The 16,930-nt window shown below is 70.6% G+C and carries 16 protein-coding genes; 7 read left to right on the top strand and 9 right to left on the bottom strand.

The features are described 5' to 3' along the window. Nucleotides 1-16: 16 nt before the first annotated feature. Together OG828_RS43330 and OG828_RS43325 are read right to left on the bottom strand one after the other, a co-directional pair. Entirely contained in the window at nt 17-658 is a 642-nt protein-coding gene (locus OG828_RS43330; RefSeq protein ID WP_328441946.1) for a Rid family hydrolase, read from the bottom strand. Next, nucleotides 655-2,247, bottom strand: a complete 1,593-nt coding sequence (locus tag OG828_RS43325) for a flavin monoamine oxidase family protein (protein ID WP_328504256.1) — start codon at nt 2,245-2,247, stop codon at nt 655-657. The genes OG828_RS43330 and OG828_RS43325 overlap by 4 nt, the downstream gene beginning before the upstream one ends. Before the next feature lie 227 nt (nt 2,248-2,474). Between OG828_RS43325 and OG828_RS43320 the strand changes: the two genes are divergently transcribed. The 3 genes from OG828_RS43320 to OG828_RS43310 all read left to right on the top strand — a co-directional run bounded on the left by OG828_RS43320 (nt 2,475) and on the right by OG828_RS43310 (nt 6,707). Continuing rightward, complete coding sequence (locus OG828_RS43320) at nt 2,475-3,992, top strand: serine/threonine-protein kinase (protein ID WP_328504255.1); 1,518 nt, start codon at nt 2,475-2,477, stop codon at nt 3,990-3,992. Between the two features lie 182 nt (nt 3,993-4,174). Beyond that, nucleotides 4,175-6,241 carry a xanthine dehydrogenase family protein molybdopterin-binding subunit gene (locus OG828_RS43315; protein ID WP_328505038.1) on the top strand — a complete coding sequence of 689 codons (2,067 nt, stop codon included), beginning with the start codon at nt 4,175-4,177 and terminating at the stop codon, nt 6,239-6,241. 10 nt (nt 6,242-6,251) lie between these two features. Next, complete coding sequence (locus OG828_RS43310) at nt 6,252-6,707, top strand: (2Fe-2S)-binding protein (protein ID WP_328504254.1); 456 nt, start codon at nt 6,252-6,254, stop codon at nt 6,705-6,707. A gap of 18 nt (nt 6,708-6,725) precedes the next feature. On the opposite strand, the gene OG828_RS43305 is transcribed toward OG828_RS43310, so the two are convergent. The 3 genes from OG828_RS43305 to OG828_RS43295 form a co-directional block, all read right to left on the bottom strand. Further along, entirely contained in the window at nt 6,726-7,226 is a 501-nt protein-coding gene (locus tag OG828_RS43305; protein ID WP_328441942.1) for an AMIN-like domain-containing (lipo)protein, read from the bottom strand. Between the two features lie 83 nt (nt 7,227-7,309). Then, on the bottom strand, nt 7,310-8,017 hold the full coding sequence (locus OG828_RS43300; protein ID WP_328504253.1) for a class E sortase: 708 nt from the start codon (nt 8,015-8,017) through the stop codon (nt 7,310-7,312). Nucleotides 8,018-8,065: 48 nt separating this feature from the next. After that, entirely contained in the window at nt 8,066-8,506 is a 441-nt protein-coding gene (locus OG828_RS43295) for an ATP-binding protein (protein WP_210571430.1), read from the bottom strand. 269 nt (nt 8,507-8,775) lie between these two features. On the opposite strand from OG828_RS43295, the gene OG828_RS43290 reads away from it, so the two are divergent. The 4 genes from OG828_RS43290 to OG828_RS43275 all read left to right on the top strand — a co-directional run bounded on the left by OG828_RS43290 (nt 8,776) and on the right by OG828_RS43275 (nt 11,532). Next, nucleotides 8,776-9,651: a helix-turn-helix domain-containing protein gene (locus OG828_RS43290; protein WP_328504252.1), complete on the top strand. Its 876-nt coding sequence runs from the start codon at nt 8,776-8,778 to the stop codon at nt 9,649-9,651. Continuing rightward, nucleotides 9,648-9,899, top strand: coding sequence for a DUF397 domain-containing protein (locus OG828_RS43285; RefSeq protein WP_328369728.1), 252 nt, complete (start codon nt 9,648-9,650; stop codon nt 9,897-9,899). The genes OG828_RS43290 and OG828_RS43285 overlap by 4 nt, the downstream gene beginning before the upstream one ends. Nucleotides 9,900-9,982: 83 nt before the next feature. Beyond that, the gene (locus OG828_RS43280) at nt 9,983-10,789 is read left to right on the top strand and encodes an SAM-dependent methyltransferase (protein ID WP_328504251.1); all 807 of its coding nucleotides are present in this window, start codon (nt 9,983-9,985) and stop codon (nt 10,787-10,789) included. A 41-nt stretch (nt 10,790-10,830) separates the two neighbouring features. Beyond that, nucleotides 10,831-11,532 carry a CPBP family intramembrane glutamic endopeptidase gene (locus OG828_RS43275; RefSeq protein ID WP_328369722.1) on the top strand — a complete coding sequence of 234 codons (702 nt, stop codon included), beginning with the start codon at nt 10,831-10,833 and terminating at the stop codon, nt 11,530-11,532. 63 nt (nt 11,533-11,595) lie between these two features. On the opposite strand, the gene OG828_RS43270 is transcribed toward OG828_RS43275, so the two are convergent. The 4 genes from OG828_RS43270 to OG828_RS43255 form a co-directional block, all read right to left on the bottom strand. After that, nucleotides 11,596-12,063, bottom strand: coding sequence for a DUF6069 family protein (locus tag OG828_RS43270; RefSeq protein WP_328504250.1), 468 nt, complete (start codon nt 12,061-12,063; stop codon nt 11,596-11,598). 72 nt (nt 12,064-12,135) lie between these two features. Continuing rightward, nucleotides 12,136-14,445 carry a family 43 glycosylhydrolase gene (locus OG828_RS43265; protein WP_328504249.1) on the bottom strand — a complete coding sequence of 770 codons (2,310 nt, stop codon included), beginning with the start codon at nt 14,443-14,445 and terminating at the stop codon, nt 12,136-12,138. After that, nucleotides 14,429-15,922 carry a sulfatase-like hydrolase/transferase gene (locus tag OG828_RS43260; RefSeq protein ID WP_328504248.1) on the bottom strand — a complete coding sequence of 498 codons (1,494 nt, stop codon included), beginning with the start codon at nt 15,920-15,922 and terminating at the stop codon, nt 14,429-14,431. Before OG828_RS43260 ends, OG828_RS43265 begins: the two co-directional genes overlap by 17 nt. Then, nucleotides 15,919-16,902, bottom strand: a complete 984-nt coding sequence (locus OG828_RS43255) for an aliphatic sulfonate ABC transporter substrate-binding protein (RefSeq protein ID WP_328504247.1) — start codon at nt 16,900-16,902, stop codon at nt 15,919-15,921. The genes OG828_RS43260 and OG828_RS43255 overlap by 4 nt, the downstream gene beginning before the upstream one ends. Nucleotides 16,903-16,930: the final 28 nt, after the last annotated feature.

The following is a 16,930-nucleotide window of genomic DNA, read 5'->3' as shown; positions in this document are numbered from 1 at the left end:
AGCCGATCTTCACTCCTCAGCGCTTCTTGTACGCCGCGGTGACCTCGACCTCCACCAGCCAGCCCTTGACGGCGAGGGAGGCCACCTCCATCGTGGCGCGCGCCGGGCGGGCCTTGTTGGCGAGGAGCGGCGGCTTCGGGGCGGAGGTGCCCATGGGCACCGGCACCACCTGATGTGTTGTCAGGTCGATGTTGGCGAAATACTGCCGGTAAGCGCGGTTCCAGCCCGCGTAATCGGCGGTCTCGGTGCCGGGCGGCTTCATCAGATAGGCCTTCATCGTGATGACGTCGGCCGGGGTGAGCCCCGCGGTCGCCAAGTTGGTCTTGATGTTGCGCAGCACGACGAGCGCCTGCGCCTCGGTGACCGTGACCCCTTCGGCGCCCTCGGTGAGGGACGGGTCGGTGTAGTACTCCGGGGTGCCTGGCGGCGCCGAGGGGTTGAGCGCGGAGGGCCCGAGACCGCTGCTCTGGTACACGGCCACCTCCCCGCCCATCGCCACGCCGTTCGCGATGGCCGGGTTGGACTGGCCCTCGGGCAGCATGACGCGCACCTCCTTCGCGCCGGGCCACCAGCCCCGGGCCTCGGCGAGCGCGGTGCCGCCCGTGAGGAGCGACGCGGTCAGAGCCGTACCGATGACTGCCTTCGTACGCCGCTTCATACGGCCATCACCCTCTCGTGGATGTCGGTCACGACCTTGCGGGCCGAGGTGAACGCGCCGTGCTGCCAGGCGATGACGTGGCTGAGCCAGTCGCCGGCGAAGTACACGTGTCCTGCGGGCTGGTTGAGCAGCCGGTACTCGGGTCCGTTCTGCGAGGGCCAGCCCACCCAGCCGGCCTCGATGTGCGGGGTGCGGTGCCAGGCCACGCTGAACGAACGGTCGAGTTCGGTGCGGTACTTCTCGCCGTGGATCTTCACACCCCGGCTCACCGCCCGCGCGACGCGCTCCTTGTGCGGCAGGGCGCTGTACGCAAGGGCGTTCGCGCCGAAGTTGTAGTAGCCGATGAGGGTGCCGCGGCGGCCGAAGTGGCCGTGGGACGGGTACCAGATGGTGGCCAGGTCCGTGTCGGTGGGCGTGATCCCGCCGTAGATGTGCTCGTCGGTCTCCCACCAGCGGCTGCGGTACTCCAGGCCCACCTTGCCGACCGGTGTCGGGACCGGGTACTTCAGCGCGGCCGTGACATCCGCGCCGAGGTTGTGCTTGATGCGGGCCATGACCATGGGCGGTACGGCGGCCACCACGAAGTCGGCGTGGCGGGTGCGGGTACGGCCCTGCGCGTCCTTGTAGGTGACGTCCGCGCCGTCCGCCAGGTTCTTCACCTCCTGCACCTCGGCGCCGTACGTGATCCGGTCCCGTCCGATCGCCTCGGCGAGGGCGTGCGGGATGGCGTCCATGCCGCCCACGGGCTGGAACATGAGCATGGCCTGGTCATAGCCGAACTCGAAGGAGAAGCGCTGCCCGACACCGCTCGCGATGACGTCGGACAGTGAGGGCACCGCCCCCAGGACGGTGCCCTCCTCGAACGCGGCCCCCGGCTCGACGGAGTAGCCGCGCCGGTCGCTGCCGGTGTAGGCGTAGCCGTCCGCCTTCCCCTTGATGGCGCCGAAGTTCTGCAGGAAGGCGATCAGCCGCTCCTTGTCGGCGGCGGTGAGCTGCGCGTCCAGGGCGCCCTGGTCGGTGGCCTTGGCGAGGAGTTCGGAGACGTAGCCGAAGACGTCGGCCTTCGCGGTGCGCCAGCGCATCGGCTGTCCGGCGAGGGCGGCGCTGTTCTCGTGGTAGATGTACGCGTTGGCGTTCTGGTTGGTGAACACCTCGACGGGGACGCCGAGTTCACGGCAGTAGTCCAGCGTGACGTGCGACTGGGGCAGCCGGGCGGGCCCCGCGTTCATGTACTGGCCCTTGGAGAACGACGCGGTCTGCTTGCGCCCGTCCAGATCGGTCAGCGAAGTACCCCCGCGGACTGTCCAGTTGCGGCCGCCCGGCCGGTCCTTGGCCTCCAGGATCCGGCAGTCGTAGCCGGCCTTGCCGAGTTCGTAGGCGGTGGCCAGGCCGGCGATGCCGCCGCCGAGTATCAGGACCTTCTTCGCGCTCCGCCCGCTGAGCGCGAAGTCGCTCCTGCCCGGCGCCCGGTAGTCCGCGGCCCGTACGTCCGGCACCGGCGCGAGGCCCAGTGCTCCCATCGCCGAGTAGAGCACTCCGGCGCCGCCCGCCATCCCGACGGAACGCAGCAAGTCCCGCCGCGATGCCATGGATCTCTCCGCAGCAGCCATCCACTCCTCCTCACCCGCGCCCGTGTGCCCGGGCGCGACATCCGATCAACCCGGCCCGTGGGGGGTGAGCTACTGATGAGACCGGAGGTGCGAGATGAGCGTCCGTCAGGAGTGTTACGGGGCAATACCAATGACGTATCCGTGGCATGAGCATGCGAGTGGGGCGGGCGCGATCCGGAGCCGACCGCTGCCTTAACCTTTGGCGGGTGAACGCACCAGGGGACATGGTCGACGGACGTTTCGAACTGCTCGGGCGGCTCGGCAGCGGCGGGATGGGCACGGTATGGCGGGCCCGGGACACCGTGCTGCATCGCGAGGTCGCCCTCAAGGCCGTACGCCCGGACGCCGAGGACTCCCCCGTCGTGCGCGAGCGGGTCATGCGCGAGGCAAGGGCACTGGCGCGGCTCAACAGCCCGCATGTGGTGACGGTCCATCAGATCATCGAGGCGGACCCACACCCGTGGATCGTGATGGAGTTGATTCCGGGAATCTCGCTCCAACAGCGGCTGGCCGAGGGTCCGTTGGGCCCTGTGGAGGCGGCGCGTATCGGCCGTCAGGTGCTCTCCGGACTGCGCACCGCACACGCGGCCGGCATCCGGCACCGGGACGTCAAACCCGCGAACATCCTGCTCTCCCCCGACGGCACCGCCGTGCTCACCGACTTCGGCATCGCCGCCCTCCAGGGGGCGACCGCGCTGACGGTCACGGGCGAATTCGTCGGCTCACCCGAGTACATCGCTCCCGAATGCCTCCGCGGGCGCGACAACGACCCGGCGTCCGATCTGTGGTCCCTCGGGCTGGTCCTGTATGTGTGCGTGGAGGGCGTGAGTCCACTGCGCCGCACGAGCACGCTCGGCACGCTGGCCGCGGTGCTCGAGGACCCGGTGCCTCCGCCCGTGCGCTCCGGGCCGCTCGCGCCCGTGCTCCAGTCCCTCCTGGTACGCGACCCGGCGGCACGGCCCCGCGCCGAGCACCTGGACGCGATGCTGGCGCAGGTCGAGTCCGGCACCGCACCGCACTGGGCGCCGCCGACGCTCATCGCCCCACCGACTCCGACGCCTGCCTCGACTCCGCCTCCGTCGCCCGCTCCTGTGGTGACACCCGCACAGCAGAACACCACGCGCCCCGTGCCGTCGGGCCGCCGTCGCACACCGGTCCTCGTCGCGGTGGCCGCCGTCGTGGCCGTCGGTGCGGCGGTGGCTGTCGCCCTCTTCCTGCCCGGCTCCGGCTCCGGCGACGAGGAGAAGAAGGCGGGCGCGGAGCGCGGCCCCACCGCGAGCACGCCCTCCGCTCCGGAAGCCCGCACCACTCCGAGCCCTTCTCCGACGCCCGAAGGGACACCCTCAGCCGCGCCGCCCGGGTCCGCGTCGCCCGACACACCGGCCGGCAGCGGCAGCTGGGTCGCCCAGCTCCACTCCGAACCGCTCTCCTCGGGCACCGGGGCCCGCGATCAACGCCTCGCCGTGATCCGCGAGTCGGTGCCCGAGGCCGTCTACGTGCGCAGTGACGACTTCGCCTCGCTGCGACCGGGCTACTGGGTGTTCTACGCCCCGGGCCCGTTCGCCGACGGCCAGGCGGCATTGTCCTTCTGCGCCGAGCGCGGGCGGACGACGCCGAGCACCTGCATGGGCCGCTACCTGAGCACCAGCCCGGCCGACTTCGCCCTCCAGTGCCGCCCACCTGCGACAAGCCCTACGGGCCGCTGCGCACGCACCTCCGGCTGACGGACGGGCCGCGATATCGACTCCCCCGGCATGCAACCTCCCAGCGATCCGGACCCTCATACCAGGGCAGAGGGCGAGCGCATGGAGAGGAGTGTCCGTTGGACGGTATCGAGACGTCCGCCATGGGCGCCGACGTGTCCGAGGACGGGCCGGATCGGCAGGGGGTGTCGCGCCGGGGGTTCATGGTCTATTCGCTCGCCGCGTCCACACTGACCATCGCGGCTCCCCTCGGCTGCGACGCGCCGCGGGCCGAAGGCGCGGAGCAAAAGGCCCAGGGCGCGCGCGGGGCTTCCGACGTCGTCGTGCGGGGCACCGACGAGGAGATGCTCGTCCTGGAGGTCACCGAGGCGAACAAGGTGGTCGTACGGCTGCCGCGGGTAGAGGTCGGCCAGGGCATCACGACCGCGGTCGCCATGATGATCGCCGAGGAACTGGACGCCCGGCTGATCGATGTGCGCATCCCGCTCGCCGACGCCCGCAGCCGGGGCAATCAGTACACGGGCGGTTCGAACTCGGTCAGTTCGCTGTACGGCCCCGCGCGCAACCTGGCCGCCACCGCACGGGCCCGGCTGGTGACCGCGGCCGCCCGCCGCTGGGGCCTTCCGGCCCGCACCCTGCGTACGTGGAACACCATGGTCATCGCACCGGACGGACGTACGGCCACGTACGGCTCCCTGACCGCGAGCGCGGCCGGAATCCGTCGGCCGGCGGTCTCCAGCAAGCCGAAACCGGCGTCCCGACACCGGGTGATCGGGCGTCCGGCGACCCGGATCGACGCGCGGGACATCGTCACGGGCAAGGCGAAGTACACCGGGGATCTGTCGGTCGCCGGAGCGAAGCCGACCGTGGTGGCCCGCCCGCCGACGCTCGGCGGCAAGGTCGTCTCGGTGGACTCGCGGGCGGCGCGGGCGATGCCGGGGGTCCTGAAAGTCGTCAAGGTCGACACCGGCGTCGCCGTCGTGGCGGACTCCTTCCATCACGCCTTCAAGGCCAGAGACGCCCTGCGCATCACCTGGGCTCCCGGTCCGCTGGCCCGGCTGTCCGACGCCGCGATCCGCGCCCGGCTGCGGGCCGCCGTCCCCGCGCTCGGGGCGCCGCCGCAGGGATCGACGCAGGTGACGGGCGAGTTCGAGTTCGCCTTCGTCGGCCATGCGCCGATGGAGGTACTGACCACGGTGGCCGATGTGCGGGCCGATCGCGCCGAGCTCTGGTTCTCCTCCCAGACCCCCATGGACGCACGGGACAGCATCGCCTCCGCTGTCGGCCTGCCGGCGTCGAAGGTCAAGGTCCATGTCGTGCGGGGCGGCGGCTCGTTCGGGCGGCGGCTGAACTACGACTTCGCGATCGAGGCGGCCCTGATCTCGAAGGCCGCCCGCCGGCCGGTGAAGCTGATGTGGAGCCGCGCCGACGACCTCCGGCACGGCAGGATGCGCCCGGCCTCCCACCACCGGATCCGCGCCAGCCACGCGCGCGGCCGGGTGGTGGCCTTCACCCATGCGACGGCCTCGGTGAGCGAGTCGTACGACGGACTGTCCGCGCAGGGCGCCGCGGCCCCGCTCCCCAGCGACAGCGGCCTCTACAACTTCGGGCGCATTTCAGGGGATTCGGGCTCGGTGGAGCTGGCGATGCCGCTGGGCGCCTGGCGCTCGGTGGACTCCGGGACGACTCGGACCGCGGAGGAGATCGTCGTCGACGAGATCGCCCGGAGCCTGGGCAAGGATCCGGTCGCCTTCCGTCGTACGACACTCAGGAGCAAGTCCGTCAAAGCCGTACTGGACAAGGTCGCCGCCGCCGGGAACTGGGGCCGGTCCCTGCCGGACGGCCGGGCGCAGGGGGTGGCCGTGCACGAGGAGTACGGCTCCTGCGCGGCCTGTCTGGTCGAGATCGACGCCACCGATCCGAAGCGGCCCCGGGTGACCAAGGTCGTCATGGCGGCCGACGTCGGCACGGCCGTCAACCCGCGCGGACTCGAGGCCCAGCTCATGGGCACCGCGATCGACGGCATCTCCACCGTGCTGCGGGCCGGACTGCACATCGACCGGGGCGCCGTCCGCGAGGGCAGCTTCGCCGACTTCCGTTACGCACGCCAGCGGGACGCCCCGCTCCACTTCGAGGCGCACATCCTGCCCTCCCGCCGGGAGCCCGGCGGAGCCGGCGAGCTCGGTGTCCCGGCCGCGGCCGGCGCCGTCGCCAACGCCTACGCCCGCGCGACCGGGACCCGGCCCCGCCGCTTCCCGATCAACTTCTGAGAAGGTGCCGATGCCGTCCTACTCCTTCGTCCTCAACGGCAAGCCGGTCACCGTCGAGGCACCGGCCGACATGCCGCTGCTGTGGGTGCTGCGCGATCTGCTGGACGTGACCGGCCCCAAGTACGGCTGCGGGGTGGGTGTCTGCCGTGCCTGCACCAGCCATCTCGACGGCGCGGAGATCCAGCCCTGCGTCGTCCCCGTGGCCGACTGCGCGCAGCGCGAGGTCACCACCATCGAGGGCCTGGCGGACGGCGACCGGCTGCACCCCGTCCAGCAGGCCTGGCTCGACATGGACGTGGCGCAGTGCGGGTTCTGCCAGCCGGGCCAGATCATGACCGCGGCCGCCCTGCTGAAGCGGACGACCGATCCGAGCGACGCGGACATCGACCGGATCGAGAACGTCTGCCGCTGCGGCACCTACTCCCGGATCCGTGATGCGATCAAGAAGGCTGCCACCGAGGGCTGACCGCGGCCGGTGCCGTGCTCAGGCGCACCGGTTGGCGTGCTTGATGTCGAGCACGAAGCGCTCCGGGGAGTGCAGCTTGGACGTCTTGTAGACGGGCTTGGAGTTGAAGGCGGCTCCGAAGCTGACCACCGCTTCGAAGTCACCGGTCAGGGCGAGCCCCTTGAGCTTGGGCAGATAGATCTTCAGCAGCTTGGGTCCGCGGTAGACCGACTGACCCGCCTCGTTGTGGGCTGCTGCGGGAGAGAGCTTGATCTCGAGGAAGTACTTCCCGGCGAGCGGGACCTTCTTCCCGGAGCCGTCGTAGCGGAGTTCCTTGACCGGCTTGACGGTGACCGGCGGCATGGTGCCCCGGACGTCGATGACCACCCGGTCGTAGGTGCAGTGCCCGCCCCATCGTGCGTTGACGACGAGTGCGATGGGTGGTGCCTGGGCCGCCGAGGCCGAGGCGGGAATCGTGGTGCCGGCGGCGGTGAGCAGGACGCCCACGGCTATGGCGGTACCTCTTGGACGGTTGAACATGACGCCCCCCGATCTTTCTCTTAAGGGGACAAAAGAGGATTCTCATCAGTGGTGACACCCGAGTGGGGCCGAGGGTTGTGCCGTCACTGCACTGGCTGTGCGGACGTCAGTACGCCGATCTTGTCGACGCGGTGTTCGGGGTTGCCCCTGTCGTCGCGCCAGTAGTTCCCGGCAGCGTTGTCCTCGGGCGTCAGGCAGGTCGAGACGGTGATCATGGCCTGGGTCGGGCGCTCTCCGGGACGGCCCGGCACGGCTGCCCGCTGCTCTGCGAGGGAGCGCGCGGAACGGAAGGAGGTCTCCCGCGTGTCGGTTATCTCGTACTCGTAACGCGTTCCGGCCGATACGACGGAGACCCGCTCCCCTTCGTCGAGGGTCGGGAGCAGGCGCAGTGGGCCGCCCGCGGAGAGGCGGTGGGCCGTGACGAGGTAGTTGCCGATCTCGCCGGGGCCGACCCCGCCCCGCTTGCCGTACGGGCTGGCGGCGAAGCCACGGTTCTGGATCCGTGTGCCCGGCCAGTCGTCCGTCGTGCCCTCGTACGGGACGACACGCAGGTTCTTGACGCCGATCGCCTCGATGGTCAGCCACGCGTGCTGACGCCGGTCACCGGTCGTGGGGGCGGCGGACCTGTCCGAAGGGGACGGCGACGAGGGCTGCGCCGACTTCGTCGCAGGCGTCGTCGTCTCCCTGACTCGCGTGGACTCGCCGGTCGTGCCCCCGCCGCCGGAACAGCCGAGGATCACGGCGATGCCGACGCCGGCCAGGAAGGCGGGACGAACTCGGGAACGGGCCATGGCACCCGGGAAACGAACGAGGGCCGGCCAGTCGTTCCCGCCGCGCGCTCAGACCCGCAACGTCGCCCACACCGCGTTGCCGCCGGTGAGTGCGGACCGATCGACTCCCCAGGTCTCGGCCAGCTGATCCACCAGGAACAGTCCGCGGCCTCCCTCGTCGTCGGGGCCGGGCGTGCACGGGGGCAGACCCTGGCGGGCGTGGTTGCGGTCGTGCACCTCGACACGGAGGCACCCGTCCTCAATGAGCCCGACGCCGCACAGGAAGCGGGTGCTGAGGGTGTGCCGTACGGCATTGGTGGCCAGCTCGGACAGGAGCAGGACGGCGTCCGCGCACAGCTCGCCCGGCAACTGCCACGCGGTCAGCCGCTCACTCATCGAGCGTCGGGCCACTGAGACGCTGGAACGGTGCGCCGGGAGTTCGAGCCAGTGGGTCCGGTCCGGGCCGACGGCGTCCAGGGACTGGGGGGAGGAGGTCGTGTGGGGGGACACGGGTTCGCCTTCCGTGGGGGGCGGGCGCCGCGGGGAGCGGAGGAAGGTCGCCGTGGGTACCGGCGTGTACCAACTCCCGTGGGGAACATGGGAGATCGGTGATGAAGCGCCTCACGGGTGGCGAGACGATTCACACAAGTAACTATGCTCGCACCCTAGTTCAAGCTGCAACCGGCTCCCTGATAATTTCAGTCAGCCGGTATCGGTCTGGCCGCATCATCAAGCCACTGTCAGACTCGGACTGGTGACAGTCCCTCAGGAGGTAGGGCGTGAGCGAAGGTCGTTCGGGCGCGAGCACCACGGGTGCCCCCACCGTTCTCCGCATGATCCTCGGCCGACGGCTGCAAGAGCGCCGGCTGGGGGCCGGCGCGTCGCTGGAGGACGCCGCGAAGGCCCTGCGCGTGACGCCGCTGACCATCAGAAGGCTGGAAAAGGCCGAGGTCGCTCTCAAGCCGCTCTACGTGGAGAAGCTGCTCGAGACCTACGGGGCCGACCGGCAGGAGATCGACGAGTTCGTCGTCCTCGCCGAGCGCGCCAACGAGCCCGGCTGGTGGCATGCGTACCGCGATGTGCTGCCCAACTGGTTCAGCGCCTACGTGAGTCTGGAGACCGGCGCCAAGACCCTGCGCACCTATGAGCCGCACTACGTCACAGGGCTGCTGCAGACCAGCCGCTACGCGCGCGAAGTGCTGAGCGGGGGTTTCCCGGGCGCCGGCGACGAGGACCTGCAGCGCAGAGTGGACCTGCGGTTACGTCGCCAGGGCCTGCTGGAGAGACCCGACGCACCCACGCTGTGGGTGGTCATGGAGGAAGCCGTACTGCACCGGGTGGTCGGCGGCCCCGAGGTCATGCGGGAGCAGATCGAACGGCTCCTGGAGGTCTCGGAACTGGAGCACGTCAGCGTCGATGTCGTGCCCTTCACCGCCGGTGCCCATGTCGGGGTGTGCGCCCCGTACACGTATTTCAGGTTCGAGGAGCCGGAACTGCCCGACATCGTCTACACGGAGATCCTGTCCGGTGCCATGTACCTGGACCAACGCTCCGATGTCGCGGCGCATCTCGAGGCGCACAACCGCATGTCCCTGCTCACGTCCGACACGGACAGCAGGGCACTCCTGAACCGCATGCGCAAGGAGTATTCATGACGACCGTCGATGGTCGCGTCTACAACGGAATGCCCGCGTCGGACCTCGGCGAGCAGGGCTGGGAGTCTCCGTGGAGCGGCCCCAACGGGGGCCAGTGCGTGCAGACGAAGCAGCTCGCCGACGGCCGCGTGGCCCTGCGGCAGTCGACCGATCCCGCCGGTCCCGCCCTGATCTACACCCCGGCCGAGATCGCCGCGTTCGTCGCGGGAGTCAAGCGCGGCCTCGCCGACCATCTGGCCACCGGCTGAACCCTCTCACCAGCGGGAAGGACCCGAGCCGCCCCGGCCACGACCTGCCCGGCACCCCCACGCACCACACCGAAAGGGACAGGATGACCAACCCCCACGCCGCCCGGGACATCGACACCAGCAGGCCCCACTCTGCCCGGATGTACGACTACTACCTCGGCGGCAAGGACCACTTCGAGGTGGACAAGAAGGCGGCCGAGACCGTCGCGGCGGCCTACCCCGGCATCTTCGTCTGCGCCCGCGAGAACCGCGCCTTCATGCACCGCGCCACCCGCGTCCTCGCCCAGGAGCACGGCATCCGCCAATGGCTGGACATCGGCACCGGCATCCCCACCGAGCCGAACCTGCACCAGGTGGCCCAGGCCGCGGTCCCCGAGGCCCGGGTGGTGTACGCCGACAACGATCCCCTCGTCCTCAAGTACGCCGAGCGCCTGATGCGCAGCACGCCCCAGGGCCGCACCACGTACATCGAGGCCGACGTCAACAACCCGGACGCGCTGCTGAGCGCCCCCGAGCTGGCCGAAGTCCTCGATCTGGACCGGCCCGTGGCCCTGTCGCTCAACGCCCTGATGCACTTCGTCACGGACGCCCAGGACCCGTACGGCATCGTGAACCGTCTGCTGGCCGCTCTCCCCTCGGGCAGCGCGCTGGCCCTGAGTCACTGCACCCCCGACTTCGATCCGGACACCTGGCAGAAGGTCACCGACATCTACACGAACGCCGGCACGCCGGTGCGGTTCCGTACCCAGAAGGACGTCGCCCGCTTCTTCGACGGCCTCGACCTGCTGGAACCCGGCATCACGGTCGGCCACCGCTGGCGCCCGGACGACGAGCCGAGCGCCTCGGACGCCGAGGTCAGCCTGTGGACCGGGGTGGGCATCAAGCCGTGACCGTGCGGCGAGCGGCACCTCTGTGGTGGATTCTGTAGCCGATGCCGATCGTGTGTGCCGTCGCCGTCCTGGCCGTCGCGAACCTGCTCAACAACTGGCTCGCGCGGAACCCCGTCATGTACGTGATCACCTGCGTGACCGCTACGGCCGTCCTGCTGATGATCGCCCGCTGGGACGGTCTCACCCCGGCCGAGCTGGGACTGGACAAGGCGGGGATCCGCCGGGGACTGCGATGGGCCCCTGTCGTCGCCTCAGTCGTGCTCCTCGTCCTGCTGGTCGTCCTGGCCGTTCCGGCGGGCCGGGAGGCGTTCCGGGACGCCCGGGCGGCCGACCTGTCCGTGGGACGGCTGCTGTGGGGCGTGCTGGTACGGGTGCCGTTCGGCACCGTGCTGCTGGAGGAGGCCGCGTTCCGTGGCGTGCTGTGGGCCATGATCCGGCGCCGCCACGGCACCGTGTGGGCCACGACCGTGTCATCGCTGCTGTTCGGGCTCTGGCACGTGATGCCCTCCCGCGGCCTCAACCGTTCCAATGCCGCTGTCGGCGCGGCCTTCGGAGAGGGCTCGGCAGCCGTGGCGGCGACCGTCGCCGCGGCCGTCGTCGTCACCGCCGTCGCGGGGGTCGTCCTGTGCGAGCTGCGCCGCCGCTCGGGCAGCCTGCTGGTGCCCGTGGCCCTGCACTGGTCGGTCAACGGCTTCGGCTACGCGCTCGCCTGGGCGGCGGCACGGTGGTGGCTCGACAGCTGACAGCCCTGCCCTCGGTGGATTCCTGAGGGCAGGGCTGGTCGGGCGGCGTCGGCCTCGGACGGGTCACCGGGTCCGGCGGGCAAGGCGCCGCGCGAGCAGGGGAATGATCACGGCCGCGGCCACGACGTGCGACACGGCCAGGACGATCTGGGTGGAGGTGGACGTGTGCGGGGCGGCTGCGGGGCCGACCAGGGACAGCGCGGTGAGCACCACCGTGATCACGACGAACGTACGGGCGGGCCGCTCGGCCCAGCGGGCGAGGGCCACGGCCAGGACGATCCCGGCGATCGCCCAGAACAGCACGCCCCCGGCGAAACCGCCCACCGGGATCGCCGCGGCCTCCTTCTCGCCGGGACTGGCCGCCTCCATCGGGACGCCCGCCGCCCGGCAGACGAGGCCGAACACCTCGGTCACGACGGCGCCCGCGAGGGTCGCCAGGACACCCACCAGCCACACGGGGCGTGTGCCGGCGGAGCGGGTCGTGGACGGGGACTGGGCGAGGGTCTGGGTCTGGTGCGCGGTCACGCTCATGGGAATGTCTCCTGTTCGGGCTCGGTGTGCCTTTCATGGAGTTAGACCGCGCCACGCCACAGAACTAAGCGGTCACCGGGGCACGTTCTGCGAAGTGCGTACGTACTCGAAGCGCGCGGTGGCTCCGGCCGTGTTCAGGGAGACCAGGCCGATCTTGAGCGGCTGCTCGTCGGGCAGCGTCCACACGCCGGTCCAGGTCCAGTTCCGCCCGTCCGTGCTCGTGGCGGCCCGCACCTCGTGCTCTTCGCGGGCGGAGTCGGCGTGGTACGACAGGCGCATCCACAAGGTGTCCGCGGCAGGACCGCCGAACATCGGGCCGTACGCCACCGGGGTCGGCGGCATGGTGGTGGGGCGGGCGCCCTCCTTGCCGAACTCGGTGACGTGGGTGACCCTGCCGCCGGTGTGGCTCAACGGCAGCACGGAGTGCACGAGTTTGATGTACCGGTCGTCGCTTCCGTACAGCACGAGACCTGCCTGCTGGTTGGCCGGTCCGGAGGTGAGCCGGAGCTTGGTCTCCACGGTGAAGTCGCCGGGCGGTGCGGGGCGGGTGAGCACGGAAGCGGTGTTGGTGCCGAGGTGGAGCTCGGCGTTCTGAGTCGGCCAGGACAGCACCCCGTCGCCCGTCGCGGCGCCGGCGGCCGGGCCGCGGACCCAGGTCCAGGCGGGTGAGAGGGAGGAACCGTCGAACTCGTCGCTGTAGGCGGGCAGTTGGCGTCCCGGGCGCGGGTCGGGTACGCGCGCGGTGACGGGTGTGTGGAGGCGGGCGGCGCCCACGTTGTCGGCCTGCGCACCCGTGCCGCGGGTGGCGATGCCGACCTTGCCGGCACGTGCCGCCGCCGCGGGCAGCGTGCGCGTCTGTGTGGCCACGGCGTCGCGCAGCCGGTCCGCGCTGACCTCGACGGTGAGCCGGGTGCCGCGGATCTCGGCGGCGACGTTGCGCCAGGCGTTCCACTGGTAACCGGACGGGAGGGCCGTCACCTGCTCGCCGGCGCTGACGCCCTTGATCCGTACGTCGGTGACCAGCGCGTTCCGGTCCTTGTCCAGCCAGGCGACGACGTGGTTGTCCGGGTCCACGTAGTGGATGAGGAGCCCGGCGGCACCGGACGCGGACGTCACACGCAGGTCGGCCTCCGCGCGCAGGGCCGCGGGGGCGGTGCGGTCCGACACCAGGCGGGCGGGGCTGCCGTCGGTGGGGGTGCCTGCGGTGGGGGTGACGAATCCGCCCGCGTCCGGTTCGGTCCTGGTCACCCAGCCGCCCTCGCCGTGCCAGCCCGACAGGGAGCCGTCGTTGAAGGTGCTGCCGACGTCCCAGGTGGTGACTGGCGCCCGCTCGGCGCCCTCCGACGGACCGGCGCCGGCCCGCACCACCGGCCAGCCGTCGATCCAGTCGAGCCGGTCGATGAGCAGGGGCCGCTTGCTGAGCGTGCGGTCGATGCCGGGCACGGGCTTCAGGTCCGGATCGTCCGCCGGGATGGCGTGGTAGACGAGCCAGTCCTGGCCCGACAGGTCGGTCTGCAGGGCGTTGTGCCCGGGCCCGATCCACCGGTTGCCGCTCGCGCCGAGCACCACTCCCCCCTTGCTGGTGGGTGCCATCAGGTCGACGCCCCGGTCGTCGGTGAAGGGGCCGGTGGGGCTGGTGGCGCGGCCGACCTTGACCTGGTAGCCGCTGTAGGCACCGTCGCAGCACCCGGCGTCCGAGTAGAAGAGGTAGTAGTAGCCGCCCCGCCGGACGACGAACCCGCCCTCCATACGGCGCCCTTGGGCGACCTGGGTGACCGGGCCCTCGATCCGCGTGCGGTCGCCGTTCATGCGGGCCACGCAGATCGTGTCGTAGCTGCCCCAGTAGAGATACGGCTGTCCGCCCACGTCCGTGAACTGGGCCTGGTCGATGTCGCCGGTGGCGCAGCCGCTCGCGGCGGGCAGGACGGCGCCCCGGTCGGTCCACGGTCCGGTGGGCGTGGGTGCGGTGGCCACGCCGACGGTGTCCTGGCCCGGCACCGAGTAGTAGAGGGTGTAGCGGCCGTCGGTGTAGCGGATGTCGGGTGCCCACAGCCGGGAGCCCTCGTGCCAGGCGGGCTGCGTCTCGGGCGTGAACACCTCACCGGCGTACTCCCAGTGCGTCATGTCCGCCGACCGCAGGATCGGCAGCATGCGTTCACCGGTCTCGCCCTTGCTCTGGAAGACCGGGTTCTGGGTGCCGTAGGCGTACCAGTAGCCGTCCTTGCCGCGGATCATCACGGGGTCGGGGAAGGTGTCGACGACGCCGGCGGACACGGGGTTCTGGAAGGTGGGCGGCTGGGGTGTCGCGTTGCCGGTGGGCGACAGGAGCGCGGCGAGGAGCACGCCGGACAGCGTGGCGAGGGATTTACGTCTGCGGCTCATGCGGGAGTGACCTCTCTGCTCGGAGCTGTTCGAAGGAGCTCAGGGTCGGGTCGTGGTCGAAGGCGCCGATGTCGAACATCGATGTCATCCAGTGGTGGAAGTTGTCGCCGCGTTCGCGGAGCAGGTCGTAGAGGCGGCGCATCAAGCGGTGGCGTACGTCGGTCAGTTCGGGACGGTCGTACCGGTTGACGAGTTCGTGCGGGTCGGCGTGCAGGTCGTACAGCTCGTTGACCGACTCCGGGTTGACGACGAGCTTGTAGCGGTCGTCGCGGAGCATGCGCTGCGGGTAGGGGAAGTGGTGGCCGTGGAATTCGGCGAGCAACTCGGCGGGCCACCGCGGGTGTTCGCCGCGCACCAGGGGCAGCAGGCTGCGGCTGTCGGTGGCGGGTGAGGGGTCGCAGCCCGCGAGGTCGAGGATGGTCGCGGTGCAGTCGGTGAGGGTGACGAACTCCTGCCGCACCTGGGGTGGTTGGCCGGGGACCCGGATGATCCCTGGGATGCGGTAGATGTCCTCGTACATCGCCGGGCCCTTGTCGTGCAGCCGGTGGGCGCCGGTGAACTCGCCGTGGTCCGCGGTGAAGAAGACGGATGTGTCGTCGGTGAGGCCGAGTTCGTCGAGGCGGGTGAGGATGCGGCCGATCTGTTCGTCGATGAGGGTGACGTAGCCCCAGTAGACGGCGATGAGTTTGCGGGTGGCCTCCAGCGGCATGGTGTCGAAGGCCCAGTGGGCGCTGTAGTTGCGCTGCACCGGCGGTTTGCCCTCGAAGGTCTCGGCGATCGAGGGCGGGAGTTCGACGAGTTCGGGGTCGTAGAGGTCGTAGTAGGCGTCGGGCAGCAGATAGGGCAGGTGCGGGCCGAAGAAGTGGGTGGCCAGGAAGAACGGGCGCCCGTCCGCCGCGTACTTCTCCAGCTGTTCGATGGCGCGGGTGGCGAGGTAGTGCTCGAAGGTGGCTTCGACGGGCTGTTGGAGGGGGGCCGCCAGCAGGTTGCCGGGATTGCCGTTGGGGGTGGTGCCGCGTACCGGCTCGGTGATGCGGTACGGCGGCAGGGACCGCTCCTCCAGGTAGGCGAGGTAGTCGGGGTGGTCGACGGGGTTGTGCCAGCCGGGCAGGTCGGGGCCCTCGAAGCCGTACGAGGCGGCGTTGCGGTGGGTGCCGACGTGCCACTTGCCGATGAGGCCCAGTTGGTGGCCGCGTTCGGCGAGGGCGGCGGGGAAGGTGAAGGCGTCCTCGCTCAGGTCCTCCATGTAGCCCACGTTGCGCTCGTGGTTGGCGAGCAGCCGGTGCCGGTACGGGGCCTGGCCGGTGAGCAGGCTGGCGCGGGCCGGGGCGCAGATGGCGGTGGGCGTGTAGAAGCGGTCGAAACGGGTGCCGGTGGCCGCGAGCCGGTCGAGGTGGGGGGTGTCGATGTGCGGGTTGCCGTAACAGCCCAGCGTGTCGACGCGGTGCTGGTCGGTCATCAGGAACAGGACGTTCACCGGGCGGCCGCCTTCGTGTAGACGTCGGCCGAGTAGAAGGTGTCGGCGGCGGGCGCCTGCTCGAGCTGGCCGGTGCGGGCGAAGAAGTCGCTCATGCCGTCGAGCCACGTGCCGACGGTGCCGTCCTTCGTCTTGGCGACGAGGTCGGCGGTCGTCATCGTCTCCACGTTGGCGGCATCGGCCTTGACCTTGTCCTCGGGGACCTTCAGCAGTTTCGCGGCGAGGGCGACCGACTCCTCGTGGTGCGCGGCCCGCCAGTCGTTGGCCTCCTGCAACACCTTGACGACCTTCTCGTTGGTCGCGGGCTGGACCTCGTTCCCGGCGACGAAGGCGGTGGGGAAGCTGCCGCCGATCTCACGCGTGCTCGCCACCTCGACCAGGCCGGGCACCTTCTCCTTGATGGTCGCGATCAGCGGATACCAGATCCCGGCGCCGTCGATCTGCCCGGACGCGAACGCGGAGACGACGGTCGGCGCGTCCATCACCACCTTGTCGATGTCGTCCATCGTCATCCCGGCCCGCCGCAGCGCCAGGTTGAGCACCATCTCGCCGGACGTCCCCTCGGGCACGCCGACCTTCTTGCCCTTCAGGCCGGTGAGGGAGGTGATGCCGGGCTTGACGATGACCCGGTCCGCGTACGTCAGCGTGTTGATCGCGACGATCTTCGACTTGCCGGACGCGGGCAGCCACATGGCACCCGGGCCGATATAGCCGTAGTCGAGGTTGCCGGTGCCGAGCGCCTGGATCTGGATCGGCCCGTTGACGAAGGTCTTGTACGAGGCCGAGATGCCGTGCTTCTTCCACAGCCCCTGCTCGTCGGCGACGGCCAGCAGGCTCGCGCCGTTGTAGTCGGCGATATAGCCGAACCGGATGTCCGTACCGCCGCCGGAACCGGAGCCGGAGGAGCCGCACGAGGACACGGAAAGCGACAGCGATGCGACGGAGAGTGCGGACATGAAGCCACGTCGAGTCATGCTCATGACATGAGATTCCTTTGAACGTCCTTGA

This window comes from Streptomyces sp. NBC_00457 (genome assembly GCF_036014015.1).
In the GTDB taxonomy this organism is placed as follows: domain Bacteria; phylum Actinomycetota; class Actinomycetes; order Streptomycetales; family Streptomycetaceae; genus Streptomyces.
Note: the sequence above shows the minus strand (reverse complement) of the source record. Positions and strands in the feature narration are given on the sequence as shown.

Excerpts from the sequence above, each read along its gene's own strand:
- OG828_RS43330 (WP_328441946.1), bottom strand. The coding sequence starts at position 658 with ATGAAGCGGCGTACGAAGGCAGTCATCGGTACGGCTCTGACCGCGTCG.
- OG828_RS43325 (WP_328504256.1), bottom strand. The coding sequence starts at position 2,247 with ATGGCATCGCGGCGGGACTTGCTGCGTTCCGTCGGGATGGCGGGCGGC.
- OG828_RS43315 (WP_328505038.1), top strand. The coding sequence starts at position 4,175 with ATGGTCTATTCGCTCGCCGCGTCCACACTGACCATCGCGGCTCCCCTC.
- OG828_RS43310 (WP_328504254.1), top strand. The coding sequence starts at position 6,252 with ATGCCGTCCTACTCCTTCGTCCTCAACGGCAAGCCGGTCACCGTCGAG.
- OG828_RS43305 (WP_328441942.1), bottom strand. The coding sequence starts at position 7,226 with ATGTTCAACCGTCCAAGAGGTACCGCCATAGCCGTGGGCGTCCTGCTC.
- OG828_RS43300 (WP_328504253.1), bottom strand. The coding sequence starts at position 8,017 with ATGGCCCGTTCCCGAGTTCGTCCCGCCTTCCTGGCCGGCGTCGGCATC.
- OG828_RS43285 (WP_328369728.1), top strand. The coding sequence starts at position 9,648 with ATGACGACCGTCGATGGTCGCGTCTACAACGGAATGCCCGCGTCGGAC.
- OG828_RS43280 (WP_328504251.1), top strand. The coding sequence starts at position 9,983 with ATGACCAACCCCCACGCCGCCCGGGACATCGACACCAGCAGGCCCCAC.
- OG828_RS43275 (WP_328369722.1), top strand. The coding sequence starts at position 10,831 with ATGCCGATCGTGTGTGCCGTCGCCGTCCTGGCCGTCGCGAACCTGCTC.
- OG828_RS43270 (WP_328504250.1), bottom strand. The coding sequence starts at position 12,063 with ATGAGCGTGACCGCGCACCAGACCCAGACCCTCGCCCAGTCCCCGTCC.
- OG828_RS43265 (WP_328504249.1), bottom strand. The coding sequence starts at position 14,445 with ATGAGCCGCAGACGTAAATCCCTCGCCACGCTGTCCGGCGTGCTCCTC.
- OG828_RS43255 (WP_328504247.1), bottom strand. The coding sequence starts at position 16,902 with ATGAGCATGACTCGACGTGGCTTCATGTCCGCACTCTCCGTCGCATCG.